The sequence below is a fragment of the Mycolicibacterium neworleansense genome (assembly GCF_001245615.1).
In the GTDB taxonomy this organism is placed as follows: domain Bacteria; phylum Actinomycetota; class Actinomycetes; order Mycobacteriales; family Mycobacteriaceae; genus Mycobacterium; species Mycobacterium neworleansense.
Map to the genome: position 1 here is coordinate 1,175,590 of NZ_CWKH01000002.1, position 14,326 is coordinate 1,189,915.

The following is a 14,326-nucleotide window of genomic DNA, read 5'->3' on the forward strand; positions in this document are numbered from 1 at the left end:
CACGATAGGGAAAGGGATTCAGCGGTCCGCGGGCGGGCGGTAGCGTCACCGGTCGTGGACCGAAAGCGCGTGGTGATCGCAGGGCTCGGTGACACGGGCGTGCTCACCGCGATCCGGTTGGCGCGTCGCTTCGACGTCGTCGGCATCTCGGTCAACCCCGGCCTCGTCAGCGGTCAGGAGCTCGGCACCCGGCTGGCCCGGCCCGATGACTGGGCCCGCAATTACTGGATCGGCTTCGACCGGTTCCGTGAACTCGACCGCGTCCGCACCGTACACGGCACGCTGACCGGGGCCGACCTGTCCGCCCGCACGGTCGGCGTGCGCGACGCCGACGGGAACGTTCGGGTGGAACCCTATGACGCGCTGGTGATTTCCACCGGTGTGACCAACGGCTTCTGGCGACGAGCCGTTCTACAGTCGGCGGGGGATGTCGATGCCGGGCTGCGCGACGCACACGAACGCTTGGGTTCGGCACGCTCGGTTGCCGTCATCGGCGGTGGCGCGGCGGCGGCCGGCAGCGCCGTCAACATCGCCCTGCGGTGGCCGGACACCCGGGTGGAGCTGTACTACCCGGGCGAACACCTTCTGCCGCAACATCATCGGCGCGCCCGCCAGCGTGTTGAGGCGAGACTGGCCGCGGCGGGGGTGACGCTGCACCCGGGCCACCGCGCAGTCGTGCCCGACGGCTTCGACTGCGCGGCGATCACCTCCGATGACGTGCACTGGGCCACCGGCCAGCCACCGGTGCGGGCGGACGCGGTGCTGTGGACGATCGGGCGGGTCCGGCCCAACACCGACTGGCTGCCGGCGGAGATCCTCGACGAGCGCGGGTTCGTTCCGGTGACCCCGGCGTTGCAGGTGCCTGGCCACGACGGCGTGTTCGCGGTCGGCGATGTCGCGGCCACCGACCCGCTGCGCTCCTCGGCCCGCAACCGAGCCGACGGACTGCTGGCCCGGAATGTCGCCGCCTACTTCACCGGTGGCCGGATGCGCGGTTACCGCCCGCCCACCAGCCGCTGGGGGTCGGTGCTCGGAGTGCAACCCGACGGGCTGGAAGTGTTCGCGCCCAACGGCTTCGCGTTCCGATTTCCGGCCTGGTCGATCGAACGGGTACTGCAGCCGTGGATCGTCCGGCGTGGCATCTACCGCGGAGTCCGGGATCAGGACACGGTCATCAACGGCTGAATCCTTCGGCGTTCGTAACGTCACGGCGAAGATTCGCGCGAATTCCCGCCCTGGGGTTACGAACGTGATCGCTACCGCGGCAGCGCGACGGGGATTGTTTGCAGGCCCGGTGCCGCCGGGGCAACGGGTACGCCGGCCACCCGAGGAACTCCGGCCACACCGGGCACCGGGGCGACCTGGCCGGGCACCGGGGCGACCTGGCCTGGCACCGGGGTGACCTGGCCGGGCACCCCTGGGATCGGAGCAGCCGGAGCAGCGGGTGCGGCCGCAGCGGCAGCGGCAGCGGCGTTCTGGCTGAGCACCCGCAGCAGGTCGGGCTTCATCTGCTGCAGCTGCGCGCCCCAGTAGCCCCAGCCGTGGGTTCCGTTCGGCGGGAATTCGAAGCGGGCATTGCGCCCGCCGGCAGCCACGTACTTCTGCTGGAACTCCTTGTTGGAGTTGATCGTGATGTTCTCCAGGAACTGTGCGCTGTACAGCGTGCCGAAGTTGCCGCCGGGTCCGTCGAGTTCGGAGGGAACGCCGTTGCCGCAGTACACCCAGATCGCGGTGTTGTTGGCCACCAGCCGGTTGATGTTGACCATCGGGTCGTTGCGGCGCCAGGCGGGATCGTTGGAGATGCCCCACATGTCGGTGGGGTTGTAGCCCCCGGCGTCCTTCATCGCGAAGCCGATCATGGTGGGCCACAGGCCTTGTGACGGGTTCAGGAAGCCGGACAGGGCTCCGGCGAAGATGAACTGGGCCGGATGCCAGATCGCCAGGTTGAGGGCGGCCCCGCCCGACATCGACAATCCGACGACGGCGTTGCCGGTCGGCGCCACATCGCGTTTGGCGGCCAGGTAGGCCGGAAGTTCCTGGGTCAGAAAGGTTTCCCACTTGTAGGTGGTGGTGCCCGCACTGCCGGTTGCCGGCCGGTACCAGTCGGCGTAGAAGCTGGACTGCCCACCCACCGGCATCACGACCGAGATGCCTGACTGGTAGAACCACTCGAATGCCGCGGTGTTGATGTCCCAGCCGTTGTCGTCGTCCTGGGCGCGCAACCCGTCGAGCAGGTACAACGCGTGCGGACCGCCACCCTGGAACTGCACGGTGATGTCGCGGCCCATCGCCGCTGACGGAACCTGCAGGCGCTCCACCGGCAGCCCGTCGCGCGAATACGCCGCGGCGGTCGGTGCCGGCCCGGCCATCACCATGGCCGGCAACATCAAACCTGCGATCGTCGCAGCCACCACGCGGCGCGACATCCGACCGAACCCTCTCAGTCTCACACGGGGCACGCTAACAACGCCTGAGCAGTGCCTATTCGGGCCGCGCCCGGTGTAACACCTCTGTTATCAATGTGATTCGGTTCCGATGCCGGGACAGTCCGCTCGGCGCCACTGTCGAGGCGAGACGCCGTGCGTCCGGCGGAACTGGCGGCTGAAGTATCCGGGATCGGCGATGCCCACCCGCGCGGCAACCTCGGCAACGGGCAGGCCGGTTTCGCCGAGCAGATCACGCGCCCGGCTCATCCTGCGCTCGTTGATCCATTCGCCGACCGTGCGCCCGGTCCGCCGCCGCACCAGTGTGGTGAGGTGTCCTGCGGTCATCCCGACCTCGGCCGCGACGTCGCTCAACGACAGTGGTTCGGACAATCGGCGGTCGATCACCGTGAAAACCTCGGCGAGCAACGGTTCGCCGCTGCGTCGTAAGTCGGTGACCACATCGTCGGCGAGCCGGGCCAGATCGATGAGCAGCAGGGTCAGATGAGCCAGAGTGGCCTGCCGGTAGCCCTGGCGCCGCCCCGCCAATTCGGTCTCGATCGACCGGATTGTTCTGTCCCACAAGTGCTGTCGATCGGCCGGCACCTTCAGGTGCAGCAGGCCGCCTGACTGCCCGTGAATGAACGGGAACAACAGGGGATGGGTCTGCCAGGCGGGCCAGGGCGACGCGGCGTCATTCCCCAGGGCCGCGGGGTCGAAGAACACCCCGACCCCCTCGGGCCCGGCGACCAGGGGGCGTGGGTCGATCACCTCCCCGGCGGCGACGACATGGACCACACCCGCCGACGGCACGTACCACAGCACGGGGAAATCGTGAATGTGCGGACGGTGCTCGGGCAGGTCTGCGCGCTGACCCCGGATTACCGTCACCGGCGGCGCATCGCGCTCTGTCCAGTACCGATAGACCGGGACGCCGCCGCGGTGCCGGGCCAATCGGGACATCTCGGTCACGAGACCGAAGATAATCCTGATTTGGCCAAAGTTCACCCAACAATCCAGTTCCGAACCGCAGGATCATGGGGATCATGACCGAACATCGTCCACATATGTTGAAGAACCGGCATGACTATCTGCCCGCCGCCGGCCGGGACGCATTCCTGCCCGGTTATGACCTGCTCACCCGGGCGTTGGGGATGAACCCTGTCTACCGCGCGCTGGTGGCGCAGGCCGGCCTCTCCGATGGTCAGCGGGTCATCGAAATAGGCTGCGGTACCGGCAACCTCACGGTCCGTGCGAAAAGGTCCTGTCCAGCTGCCGACATCGTCGCCACCGACCCCGATCCGCGGGCACTGGAGCGGGCCGGGCGAAAGACCAAGGGCATGGCCGGTATCCGCTTCGAACGCGCCTATGCGCAGGAACTGCCGTTCGGCGACGGCGAATTCGACGCGGCGCTGTCGTCGATGATGTTGCATCACCTCGACGGCGACACCAAGGTGGCAGCCGTCGGCCAGCTGTTCCGGGTCCTGCGGCCCGGCGGCGTACTCCACATCGTGGACGTGCGCGGCGACGGCGTCCCACGGCTGCTCGAAGATGCCGGATTTGCCTGTGAGATAACCGGATCCGACCGCATCCGGCTGGCCGGCCGAGTTACGTACTTCCGCGCGACGCGTCCGCGGTGAAAGCGGCGGGATCGGCCAGCGAGATCAGCAGGCTCGACGGCGCATCCCCACCCTGGCGGATCCGGTAGGTGCCGCCGGCCAGGGCATGGCGGGCCGGCTGCGTGGGCACCAGGTGAGGGAAGTCGTAGGTGGTCACGGTCAGCCGTAGCCGATGGCCCGGTTCGATCAGCGCCGCGGTGGGGAAGACATCCAGGTCGTACCTGGTCAGCTCACCAGGCACCACCGGTTCGACGGCGGCGCGGGTACTGATGTGCTGGGGCCGCAGCACCGTTCCGTCCGGCAGGTACCACGTCGTGTCCGGGTCGAGCGCCCGGTGCGATCCGAGCAGCGCCCCCTGGGTCAGCGGACGGCTGGCGCCGTCCGGCGCCACGTCGTCGAGGTGGGCCACCCACAAGGTCTCGGTGGTGTCGGCCGTCGCATGCACGGTCAACGTGACCGCACCGGCGATGAGCCGAGGCTGGGTGAACTCGGCCGTGGTGTAGGTCAGCGCCTCCCGCTGCAGCCGGCGGTTGTCCAGGTCATAGCGGATACGCCGACCCGCCTGGGCAGCCATGAAGCTGCCCATCCCCAGGGTCCACTGCTCGAGGCTGCGACCGGACACCGGCCCCCGCACCACGTAACGCAAGGTGGCCTCGGTCTGCTCGGTAACCGGATCGGTGACCAGGTTTCCGCCGTCGGCCAGGTACAGCCGTGTCGGTGTGGCCTCGGGGAACGGGTAGTCCTCCGCCTGGAACCACGACTGACTGCCGATCGCCTGGAAACGGACCGGGGAACCGGTCACCGCGGCCTCGGCGTCGTCCTTGAGCCAGCGGTCGAACCAGCGCAACTGCAACGCATGCAGATGCAGGCCGTCCAGATCGGACACGTGATACCAGGGGCCCATGATCAGCTGCACCCGGTCCGAGAGCGGCTGGCCGGGCTCCATCGGGGCGTTCGGCGGCCGGCCGGCGTAGGCGTTCTGCAACGCGGCGTAGTTGAGCGGGGCGCCGCGCTGGAAAGCGTCGTGCCAGCCCCCGACCAGGAACACCGCGACGTCGTTCTTCGCGATCTGGGGCAACACGTCCGAAGCCCGCATGGTGTCCCAGAACGGCCCGTCGAACGCGGTGTCGCCGCCGGCGGTGGCATCGCCGATCATGGTGCGGAAGTACTGGCGCTGGTCGCGCCCGCGTTGGCGGACCGCGGCCAGGCCGCCGGCGCGGGGGCGCTCATGAGTGCCGCGCTTGGCGAACTCCAGCGCCGGGTTGACCACATTGAGCAGCGAGTAGACCGCACCGTAGGCGCGCACGGTGCGCATGTGCGGCACACCGCCCATCGTGACCACGTCGCGGTAGAAGTCGTTGGCGGCCATCACCGGGAAGATCGCCTTCAACGGCGAGTCGGGGCCGACCGCGGCGGCGGTGAGCAGCTGATTGATGGCCAGGTAGGAAATGCCGAACATCCCGACTCGGCCGTTGGAATTGGGCAGCCGCGCAGCCCAATTCACCAGGTCGACACCGTCCTGGACCTGGACCGCACCCAGCATCTCGAACGATCCGCCTGAGACGCCGGTGCCGCGTACGTCGGCCATCACCTCGATGTAGCCGCGCCGGATCAGGTACGGGGTGGCCCCGCCGCCGATCTGGGCGGCCGGCGGCGGGGCCTTCTTGCCGTAGGGCGTGATGGACAGCAGCACCGGGAACGGTCCCGGTGCCGGTGCCCCGGTCTCGGGGATCGTCGGATAGTGGATGTCCGCCCGCAGCACGGTGCCGTCGGAAGCGCGGACCGCCACGTTGTGGTGGACCCCGACGCCGTAGCGGGCCGGTGGCGGCGTCCAGGCCGGTTCCAGTGGCGACGGGTTGCGCTTACGCACGCGGGTTGCCGTTTGCCCGGCCACCTTCTTGCCTCTGACCACCTGCCACGGGTTCGCCATCCGTCCTCCTTGACGCGTGTCGGCCTGGCTCCACGTTATGACGCGGGTTTCACTGGGTTGGGTCGGCCCCACGTCTCGCCGGAACCGTCACCTGTGAGCGCGGACCGAGTGATTCGGGACAACGCCTTGGGACCGACGGCGAGGGAACGGGGGCAGCCCGGCTGTCAGGTCGACCCGGCGCAGTCGCTACCCCACCGTCCGCCGGACCGCCGTCCGCACCACGCCACGCAGCCACTGATGCCGCGCATCATTGTCGAGGCCCGGGTGCCAGACCATCCGGTACGCCATGGTGGCGATCTCCTCCGGTGCGTTCAGGACCTGAAATTCGCTGGCCGAGATGAGGGTGCTCACGCACTGGCTCGGCAGGGTAGCGATCAGGTCCGTGCCGGGCAGCAGTTGTGCAGCCACCGAGTGGTACGGCACGATCACCGCCGCCTGCCGCGGGTAACCCAGCTTCTGCAGCGGGTGATCGATATCCGGCTGAACTCCGTTATGGACGTCGACGATCACGTGGCGGGCTCTGACGTAGTCGGCCAACGCGATGCTGTCGTGCCCGGCCAACGGATGGTCGCTGGCCAGCAGGCACACGAACCGCTCGACCAGCAACTCCTCGGAATGCAGGTCGGCAGTGGTGTAGCCGCCGAAAAGTCCCAGGTCGACCCCTGAGTCGCGGATTTGCTCGGCGACACTCTCGTGGCTCCAACTGCGGAACCGTACCGGTGCCGTCGACTGGCGGAGCACTGCCTGGCAGATGGCGGGACCGAAGGCTTGCACCGCGTAGTCGGTGGCGGCCAGCCGCACCGGTGCGGTTGCCGATTTCGGATCGAAATGGTCGGGGGCGAAGAGTGTTTCGAGTTGGGGGAGTACCGCGACCAACTGCGTCCGGATGGACTCCGCTCGTGCGGTCAGCCGATACCCGGCGGAGTCGCGGACCAGTAGTGGATCACCCAGCAGTCGACGCAGCCGCTGTAACGCGCGGCTCATGGCCGGCTGGCTCAAACCGACTCGCTCGGCGGCGCGGGATACCTGCCTTTCTTCCAGCAGCGCCAGGAGGGGTGGGATCAGGTTGAGATCGACGCCCCCGATATGCATCGCGCGCATATCCAACATACTAACTATGCATGTGACTTATATGCCGGAGGCTGCCACGCTGGACGACAGAGACAGAAAGGGGCTTCACCGTGAAGATTTCCGGCAACACCATCTTCATACCGGGCTCGACCAGCGGGATCGGTCTGGCGCTTGCCCTCGCCCTGCAGGCCAAGGGCAACACCGTGATCGTCGGTGGCCGCCGCACCGAACTGTTGCAACAGATCCGGACCGAGCACCCCGAGATGGACACCGTGCAGATTGACACCGCTGATCCGGACAGCATTGCCACGGCCGCCGCCACGGTGCTGCGCGATCACCCCGATCTGAATGTTGTGATCGCCATGGCCGGCATCATGGCGATCGAGGACTGGCACACACCCGAGGGGTTTCTGCGCTCGGCCGAGGCGACCATCACCACAAATGTGCTTGGCCCGATTCGTCTCATCGCAGCCTTCGTCGATCACCTGCGGGCCCAGCCGGACGCCACGATCATGACGGTGTCCTCGGGCCTGGCCTTCGCGCCGCTGCGGGCGACGCCCAGCTACAACGCATCTAAGGCGGCCATCCACATGCTCACCGAATCAGTGCGCATGCAACTCGCGGACACCAGCGTCGAGCTGGTCGAGCTGATCCCGCCATCAGTGGCTACTGACCTGGTGCCGGGCCAGCGCGAGAGCAGCTTCGCCATGCCCCTCGACGAGTTCGTCGCCGAGGTGGTCGATCTGCTCGAGCGCCGGCCCGACGCCAGGGAGGTCCAGGTGGACCGGGTCAAATTCCTGCGCTATGGCGAGGCGCGCGGGGACTACGACCAGGTGGTCGCCACTCTAAATGCGGCTGACCCACACGGTCATTGACTCCATCCATGGCCTACCCGGCCATGAACTCCGAGTAGGCGGAGGCCAGTTCGGGCGACAGTGCCGTCACGTTGCACGCGCGCTGGGTGTCCCCGATGGGGGCCAGGATGCCGCGCAGGTCGTAGTACTCCTGCGGGTTGGCGGTGAAGTAGCTGCGCAACGTGGCCGCGGCCTCGGGACGCGGCTGGGTGAACGCGGCGCTCACGGCCTGGTTGGCCCCCGGGTGGCTGTCGAGATAGGCGCGGGCGGCACCGGTGGTGCTGCTGACCGTGCCGGCCACCCCACTGGCGCTGCAGTCGGGTGTCGGTGCGCCGATCATCGCTGCGGCCACTCCGCCGAGCAGGCCCGCCGCGCAAGCGCCGGCAATTCCACGGCGCGCGGTGATACCAGTGAATTTCATGATCATTTTCCTTCTGGATTCTGGGTTTCTCGTTGGGTCGCGATCAGCGATCGCTTTCCCCGGCCCGAATTCGAAAGTAACCGCGTCGCGCCCGAGCAAAACGTCTCTGCTGTGAAACGGCTGTGACAGGTGTGGCGGCGTTACAGGTGAGGGCCGTGAATTGCGCCTCAATCCCACCGAATTGCAGCCAATGATCTTGAAATGTCTCAGAGACCGGCCGCCATTCTTAATTGATCGTGATTTGCGGCCTCGGGCGTAGTGACCGAATCGTTATCCAGGTTGTGTCCAGCTAACTGATCCGGTCAGTGTTTGAGGGTTAGCCCGGACAACGAGTTGCGGAGCCCGCCGTCGAGGTAGATCTGTACACCCGCCACGGCCAGCATCACCGCGGCGGTTGCCAGGTGTACGACCGCATCGGTGATGTTGTTGGGGAAGGCGAATATGTAGGCCACCTGGTTCGAGAAGAACGCCCAGATGCCGGGTAGCGCGCCGGCCACCGCGGCCAGCAGGAGATAGAGCACCGCCCAGGATTTCCGCAGGCACAGCACCAGGCCCGGGCCGAACAATGCCAGCCCGGCGACCGCATGCCAGCCGTTGTAGTCCATGCCGAGGATCGGTGTGGTCGGTGCGTCCGGGCCGATGGCGAAACTCGGCTCGGCAATGAAACCGATGATTGCCTGCACCACGTGGAACAGCGAGATGATCAGCAGTCCCCATTGAGCGAAACTCCACTGCCGCATACCCGGACCGTACGTCTACTACAGTGTGTAGTCAACGGTTGGCCGTATTGTCAGGGCGTGGAAATTCGTGCGGCCACACCAGAGGACATCGCCGAGATCGCGCCGTTCTTCCGGGCAATCGTGGCCGACGGCGAAAGCTATACGTGTCCCGATGATCTGACCGATCAACAGATTTCCGAATTGTGGCTGGCGCCCGCGCCGGGGCACACCATCGTCGCCCTGGCCGACGGGGCCGTCGCCGGCGCGCGGCGTCGGTCGGGCCCTGGCGCGGTGGGTGATCGACTGGCACCGGGAAAACGGTTACCGGGCAATCCAGTTCAATGCCGTGGTGGAGACCAACGTGCGGGCCGTGGGCCTCTGGCAAGACCTGGGCTTCCGGATCATCGGAACCGTTCCGAAGGCCTACCGGTCGCGGACCCAGGGCCTGGTCGGGCTGCACATCATGTACCTGGAGCTGTGACCGTCACCAGGTGTCGACGAATCGCGCACGCGGTGCGGGGCGTTCATGCTCGGCGGCCGCGGCCAGCGTGGCCGCGATCAACCCCCGGGTCTCCGCGGGGTCGATGACGTCGTCGATCTCGAACAATGACGCGGAATTGAGGGCCCGCGCGTTCTGTTCGGCCGCCGCGGTGGCCGCCCGCACGGCCTGCTCGCGTTCGTCTTCGTCGGAGATGGCCTCCAGTTCCTTGCGCAGGCCGAGCCGGACCGCGCCCTCCAGACCCATCGGACCCAGGTGCGCACCCGGCCAGGCCACCGTGAGCAGCGGCTCGTGCAGGCTGCCTCCGCACATCGCCTGCGCCCCAAGGCCGTAACCGCGCCGCAGGATCACCGCCACCAGCGGCACCGTCAGCGCCGCGCCGGCGACCAGCAGCCGCGAGCCGCGCCGTACCAGGGCTTCGGCCTCGGCTGCCGGGCCGACCATGTACCCGGGGCAGTCCACCAGGGAGACCACCGGCAAGCCGAACGCGTTGCACAGCTGCAGGAACCGGGCCGCCTTGTCCGACGCGGCGGCCGTGATGGCGCCGGCCATCACCATGGTGTTGTTGGCGATGATGCCCACCGGTCTGCCGTCGATACGGGCCAGGGCTGTCACCATCTCCGGGGCAAACTTGTCCCGCAGCACGGTTACCGACCCGGTGTCGGCGAGCGTCTCGATGACCGGCCCGACCGGATACGCGCGCCTGGCGCGTTCGGGAACCATTGTCCGCAAAGCGGTTTGGTCGGTGATCGCACCGGGTTCGGTTGGCCCGGTGAAGTAGCCCATCAGCGTCCGGGTGGTGGCGACCGCCTCCGCCTCATCGGCGACCACGACGTCGACGACGCCGTTGGGGGCTTGCACCGAGATCGGGCCGACGTCGTCGGGGGCAACGTCGCCGAGGCCGCCGCCGGCGATCATCGCCGGCCCGCCCATACCGATCGAACTGTCCTCGGTGGCGACGATCAGATCGGCCGCACCGGCGATCACCGCATTGCCGGCGAAACAGCGGCCCTTGACCACGGCAATGCGCGGCACCACACCGGACAGCCCCGCCCACAACGCGAACGCCCGGATCTCCAGGGAAGAGACCGTCGGAATGTCGGTGTCACCCGGACGCCCACCCCCGCCCTCGGCGAAGAACACCGTCGGCAACTTCATGCGCTCGATGATCTCGAACAGCCGGTCCTTCTTACGGTGGCCGATGGCGCCCTGAGTCCCGGCCAACACCGTGTAGTCGTAGGACAGCACCGCACATGCGGCACCGCCGATCCGCGCGGTTCCGGCCAGCAGTCCGTCGGCGGGCGTGCGTTCGATCAGGTCGTCGAGGCTGCGGCGCTGCCGCTGCGCCGCGATGGCGAACCGCCCGTATTCGACGAACGACCCGTCGTCGACCAGGTCGGCGATGTTCTCGCGTGCGGTGCGGCCGCCGGCGGCGTGGCGGCGGGTGACCGCGTCGGTCCGGTCGGGGTCCTGTGTCAGCGCCCTCCGGCGCAGCAGTTCGGCGAGATCGTCGCGCAGCGGTTCGTCGGGCATCGGCAGGCTCCTGGAATAGCGGGCGTACGGTCCGAGGTTGCGCACAGATGTGACCGCCACCTCATCTAACCCGTTCGATCCGCGCGACCTGCTGGCCGAGGCCCGGTTGGGCGTGTTGGCCACGATCAAGGCCTCCGGTGTGCCGCAGCTGTCACCGGTGACGCCGTTCTACGACCGGGCCGCAGACGTCATCTACGTCTCGATGACCGAGGGACGGGCCAAGACGGTCAACCTGCGTCGCGATCCGCGCGCGGCGCTGGAGGTGACCAGTGCCGACGGCTGGGCGTGGGCCACCGCCGAAGGGACGGTGACGTTGACCGGACCCGGTACCGATCCGCACGGGCCCGAGGTCGAGGCGCTGGTCGACTACTACCGCAGCGCGGCCGGGGAGCACCCCGACTGGGACGAGTACCGGTCGGTGATGGTCTCCGACCGCCGGGTGCTGATGACGCTGACGGTCGAGCGGGTGTACGGGGAGAGACTGCGCTGACTCAGCTTCCCGCTCAGCCGATCGGGATCTCGGCCGAGATCCGGTTCAGCACAGCGGGGTAGCGGTTGGCCTCCCGCTGGGCCCCCGGCTTTCCACTGCTCACGATCGCGGCCGACAGGCTGCGCTGCGGGTCGGCCCACACCGCGATGTCGACCAGCCCGGTGTGCCCGAACGCCGCCGGGGTGTTGCGCCCGAACGGCCCGAACCGCTTCCCGCCGAGCATGTACCCGGTGCCCCAGCGCATCGGCTTGAGCCCGGTCGCCACGTCCGGGCGCATGCGGCGGCACGGCGTCGTCGCGGCCCGCAGCGTTTCCGGCTTCATGATCCGCACCCCGTCGAGTTCGCCGCCCCGGCGCAGGATCTCGGCGAACCGCGACAGTTCGTCGGCGTTGGAGACGGTGGTCGACGACGGGATGACACTGGTCAGGAACAGTGGGGTGTTGCTGAGCGGGATGATGCGGTCCGGCGTCCCGCCGACCGCGGCCCGGAATGCCGCGGCGATCGGTGGCGGCAGCGGCTTGCCGGTGACGTGGCTGGGCGCGACCAGCGGAACCTCTTCCGGGGCAACGCCGTAATTGGTCCATCGGAAACCCAGCGGGTCGAGAATCTCGGTGGCCAGGATGTCGCGGATGTTGCGGCCGGTGGCAGCCGAGACGATTTCACGGACCAGCGGGCCCCAGGTCAGCCCGTGGTAGATGTGCACCAGACCCGGTCGGTACACCGGTTTGAGCAGGGCCAGTTGCTCCCGGGTGTACTCGCTGTCGTCTACGCGGGTGACGTCCGGACGCGGTCCGGTGTGAATCGGCACGCCGGCGCTGTGGGTGATCACGTGCCGGATCGTGGTGCGGTCCTTGCCGTGGCTGGTGTAGTTGGGCAGGTAGTCGCACACGCGGTCGTCGAGGGAGAAGTGCCCCTGCTCGACGAGCATGTGCACCACCGTCGTGCTGATCGCCTTGGCCGCCGAGTAGACGCAGAACGGGGTACCGGTGGTGACGGGAATCTTCTCGGCATCCGGCGCATCGGTCGGGCCGTTGCCCCAGCCGTGCCCGATCGCGCGGTTCAACACGGTTTTTCCGTTGCGCCGTAAGCAGACCTGAATGGCGGGGTGCATGCCGGAGCCGTACCAGTACCGTACCGATTCCCAGATCCGCTCGACGGCGCCCGGGTCGATCTCCGAGTGATCCTCCTCGCCGATGTCGGTGACCGAGTCCAGGTCGGAGGGGAGGGCGATCTTGCCGTCGTGGCTCATGCGGTCTTCCTGGTCAGGGTGGCGGAAAGGTGGTGTTGCAGCGGCTGTCCGACTGCGCCCATCCGCAGGCTGTACGTCAGCTGATCACCGTCGACGTGGATGGAACGTGACAGTGCCGCAACATTTTTGGCGGATGCGGTCAGGCCTATGGCGGTCGCGGTCAGCTCCAGGTCGATGCGTCCGTCGACGACGCGTACCGTGCCCTCCTGGATCTCGGTGATGCCGGTCGGATGGGCGAGCACCCACTCGGCCCGGCCCGGCTCCGGGACCCGCAGATATCCGGTCTCGGCGTGCAGCGGCCGGCCGTCGTCGCGCGCTTTCGTGCGCTGGCTGTAGGCCAGGAACGGCTTGCCGACGTGGCCGAAGGTGATCTCCTCGAGGTACTCGAACGACTCGATCGTCGGGTACTCACCGGCGCCGGGACCGGCCCAGGTGCCGAGCAGCGGGGCCAGCACGGTCAGGTTCGGGTGGAGATCGGGCACACCGACAGGGTACGGCCCTGGTCAGCCCCCGGTGTAGGCCGCGGCGGTGCGATCCGCCGCGGCACGCGCCTGGGCCGGATCCTCACCAGCTGCCACGTCGGCCTGGTACCAGAGTTCGCTCGCCGAGGTCATGAACGCGCGGCCCTCCTCGCCGGCCGCCCAGGCCGCGCCCTCTTCCGGGGTGATGCGCTCACCGCTACCGAGGTAACCGGCGAGGCCGAGAAGCCCGGAGTCCCAACCGACTCCGACCGCCCCCGGTCCGAACTGCTGCCAGAACTCATCGTCGTCGCCGGAGTGCATGATGTGGTCGAGCGTGAAGGTGGCCCGACTCTCGCCGGCCTCGGTGATGGTGACCTCGACCCAGCTGGTGGCGCCCATGGACTCCCACGTCGTCGTGAACGACCGCGGCGGGTCACACATCAGGACCTCGCCCGAGGCGTTGCCTTCCAGCTGGAAACGGCCGCCCACCTGCAGGTCGCCGGTGATCGGCAGGAACCAGCGGGGGATCCGCTCCAGGCTGGTGCAGGCATCCCACAGATCGGCGGCATCGGTGTCGTAGGTCTGGCTGACGCTCACGACGCGGGCCTCGCGGGCTTCGAAGGTCTTGCGGCCCACACTGCGGCGCACGGCGTTGAGCTGGTGCTGGACGTCGATCATGGGGAGGTCTCCTTGTTCGTGGTTCTTCTTCGTTCCCGTTTGCCGCGTGCGATCTCGGTCGCCAGCGCATCCAGGTGCGGCGTCCAGTTGCGCCGGAACCGTTCCAGCCACTGGTCGACCTCACGCAACGGTGCGGTGTCGACGCTGTAGAGCCGACGCGTGCCTTCTGCCCGGACGCTCGCGAAACCGTTGTCCCGCAACACCTTGAGGTGCTGCGACACCGCAGGCTGGCTGATCTCGAACTCGGCGCGGATCACTTCGGTGATGGCGCCGGACGACATCTCTCCGGCCTGGATGAGCTCCAGGATCCGCCTGCGCACCGGATCTCCGAGGATGTCGAAGGCGTGCACAGGTCCAGATTAAAAGCTTGTACTTATAT

16 protein-coding genes are annotated in these 14,326 nt (G+C 68.0%); 5 read left to right on the forward strand and 11 right to left on the reverse strand.

All coding sequences use genetic code 11. From position 1 onward, the window contains the following. The first annotated feature begins 54 nt into the window (after nucleotides 1-54). Nucleotides 55-1,185, forward strand: a complete 1,131-nt coding sequence (locus BN2156_RS21240) for an FAD-dependent oxidoreductase (protein WP_090516893.1) — start codon at nucleotides 55-57, stop codon at nucleotides 1,183-1,185. Between the two features lie 71 nt (nucleotides 1,186-1,256). Here BN2156_RS21240 and BN2156_RS21245 read toward each other — a convergent pair whose 3' ends face one another. Both BN2156_RS21245 and BN2156_RS21250 read right to left on the reverse strand, forming a co-directional pair. Further along, complete coding sequence (locus BN2156_RS21245) at nucleotides 1,257-2,426, reverse strand: esterase family protein (protein ID WP_090516894.1); 1,170 nt, start codon at nucleotides 2,424-2,426, stop codon at nucleotides 1,257-1,259. A 90-nt stretch (nucleotides 2,427-2,516) separates the two neighbouring features. Beyond that, nucleotides 2,517-3,395, reverse strand: a complete 879-nt coding sequence (locus tag BN2156_RS21250) for a helix-turn-helix domain-containing protein (protein WP_090516895.1) — start codon at nucleotides 3,393-3,395, stop codon at nucleotides 2,517-2,519. A 74-nt stretch (nucleotides 3,396-3,469) separates the two neighbouring features. Between BN2156_RS21250 and BN2156_RS21255 the strand changes: the two genes are divergently transcribed. After that, a complete protein-coding gene (locus BN2156_RS21255) occupies nucleotides 3,470-4,063 on the forward strand; it encodes a class I SAM-dependent methyltransferase (protein ID WP_407661735.1) in 594 nt (197 codons plus the stop codon). Here the strand turns inward: BN2156_RS21255 and BN2156_RS21260 are convergent. Beyond that, on the reverse strand, nucleotides 4,032-5,972 hold the full coding sequence (locus BN2156_RS21260) for a CocE/NonD family hydrolase (protein ID WP_210436684.1): 1,941 nt from the start codon (nucleotides 5,970-5,972) through the stop codon (nucleotides 4,032-4,034). The genes BN2156_RS21255 and BN2156_RS21260 overlap by 32 nt on opposite strands. A 186-nt stretch (nucleotides 5,973-6,158) precedes the next feature. Continuing rightward, on the reverse strand, nucleotides 6,159-7,073 hold the full coding sequence (locus BN2156_RS21265; protein WP_210436685.1) for a LysR family transcriptional regulator: 915 nt from the start codon (nucleotides 7,071-7,073) through the stop codon (nucleotides 6,159-6,161). An 80-nt stretch (nucleotides 7,074-7,153) separates the two neighbouring features. Here BN2156_RS21265 and BN2156_RS21270 point away from each other — a divergent pair, with 80 nt between their 5' ends. Next, nucleotides 7,154-7,918 (forward strand): SDR family oxidoreductase, encoded by a 765-nt coding sequence (locus BN2156_RS21270; RefSeq protein ID WP_090516897.1) that lies wholly within the window; start codon nucleotides 7,154-7,156, stop codon nucleotides 7,916-7,918. 13 nt (nucleotides 7,919-7,931) lie between these two features. On the opposite strand, the gene BN2156_RS21275 is transcribed toward BN2156_RS21270, so the two are convergent. Further along, nucleotides 7,932-8,318: a heme-binding protein gene (locus tag BN2156_RS21275; RefSeq protein ID WP_090517546.1), complete on the reverse strand. Its 387-nt coding sequence runs from the start codon at nucleotides 8,316-8,318 to the stop codon at nucleotides 7,932-7,934. Nucleotides 8,319-8,620: 302 nt separating this feature from the next. Beyond that, nucleotides 8,621-9,058: a DUF4383 domain-containing protein gene (locus tag BN2156_RS21280; RefSeq protein WP_090516898.1), complete on the reverse strand. Its 438-nt coding sequence runs from the start codon at nucleotides 9,056-9,058 to the stop codon at nucleotides 8,621-8,623. Between the two features lie 274 nt (nucleotides 9,059-9,332). On the opposite strand from BN2156_RS21280, the gene BN2156_RS31040 reads away from it, so the two are divergent. Next, the gene (locus tag BN2156_RS31040) at nucleotides 9,333-9,518 is read left to right on the forward strand and encodes a GNAT family N-acetyltransferase (protein WP_210436686.1); all 186 of its coding nucleotides are present in this window, start codon (nucleotides 9,333-9,335) and stop codon (nucleotides 9,516-9,518) included. Between the two features lie 3 nt (nucleotides 9,519-9,521). Here the strand turns inward: BN2156_RS31040 and BN2156_RS21290 are convergent, their stop codons facing one another. Then, nucleotides 9,522-11,069 (reverse strand): acyl-CoA carboxylase subunit beta, encoded by a 1,548-nt coding sequence (locus tag BN2156_RS21290; protein WP_090517547.1) that lies wholly within the window; start codon nucleotides 11,067-11,069, stop codon nucleotides 9,522-9,524. A gap of 49 nt (nucleotides 11,070-11,118) precedes the next feature. Here BN2156_RS21290 and BN2156_RS21295 point away from each other — a divergent pair, with 49 nt between their 5' ends. Continuing rightward, the gene (locus tag BN2156_RS21295) at nucleotides 11,119-11,559 is read left to right on the forward strand and encodes a PPOX class F420-dependent oxidoreductase (protein ID WP_090516899.1); all 441 of its coding nucleotides are present in this window, start codon (nucleotides 11,119-11,121) and stop codon (nucleotides 11,557-11,559) included. Nucleotides 11,560-11,572: 13 nt separating this feature from the next. Here BN2156_RS21295 and lipE read toward each other — a convergent pair whose 3' ends face one another. The 4 genes from lipE to BN2156_RS21315 are packed head-to-tail and all read right to left on the reverse strand — an operon-like array spanning nucleotide 11,573 to nucleotide 14,297. Continuing rightward, nucleotides 11,573-12,808, reverse strand: coding sequence for a lipase LipE (lipE, locus tag BN2156_RS21300; RefSeq protein ID WP_090516900.1), 1,236 nt, complete (start codon nucleotides 12,806-12,808; stop codon nucleotides 11,573-11,575). Continuing rightward, the gene (locus tag BN2156_RS21305; protein WP_090516901.1) at nucleotides 12,805-13,290 is read right to left on the reverse strand and encodes a peroxynitrite isomerase; all 486 of its coding nucleotides are present in this window, start codon (nucleotides 13,288-13,290) and stop codon (nucleotides 12,805-12,807) included. Before BN2156_RS21305 ends, lipE begins: the two co-directional genes overlap by 4 nt. A 21-nt stretch (nucleotides 13,291-13,311) precedes the next feature. Continuing rightward, nucleotides 13,312-13,947 (reverse strand): SRPBCC domain-containing protein, encoded by a 636-nt coding sequence (locus BN2156_RS21310; RefSeq protein ID WP_090516902.1) that lies wholly within the window; start codon nucleotides 13,945-13,947, stop codon nucleotides 13,312-13,314. After that, nucleotides 13,944-14,297, reverse strand: coding sequence for an ArsR/SmtB family transcription factor (locus BN2156_RS21315; RefSeq protein WP_090516903.1), 354 nt, complete (start codon nucleotides 14,295-14,297; stop codon nucleotides 13,944-13,946). The genes BN2156_RS21310 and BN2156_RS21315 overlap by 4 nt, the downstream gene beginning before the upstream one ends. Between the last annotated feature and the right edge of the window lie 29 nt (nucleotides 14,298-14,326).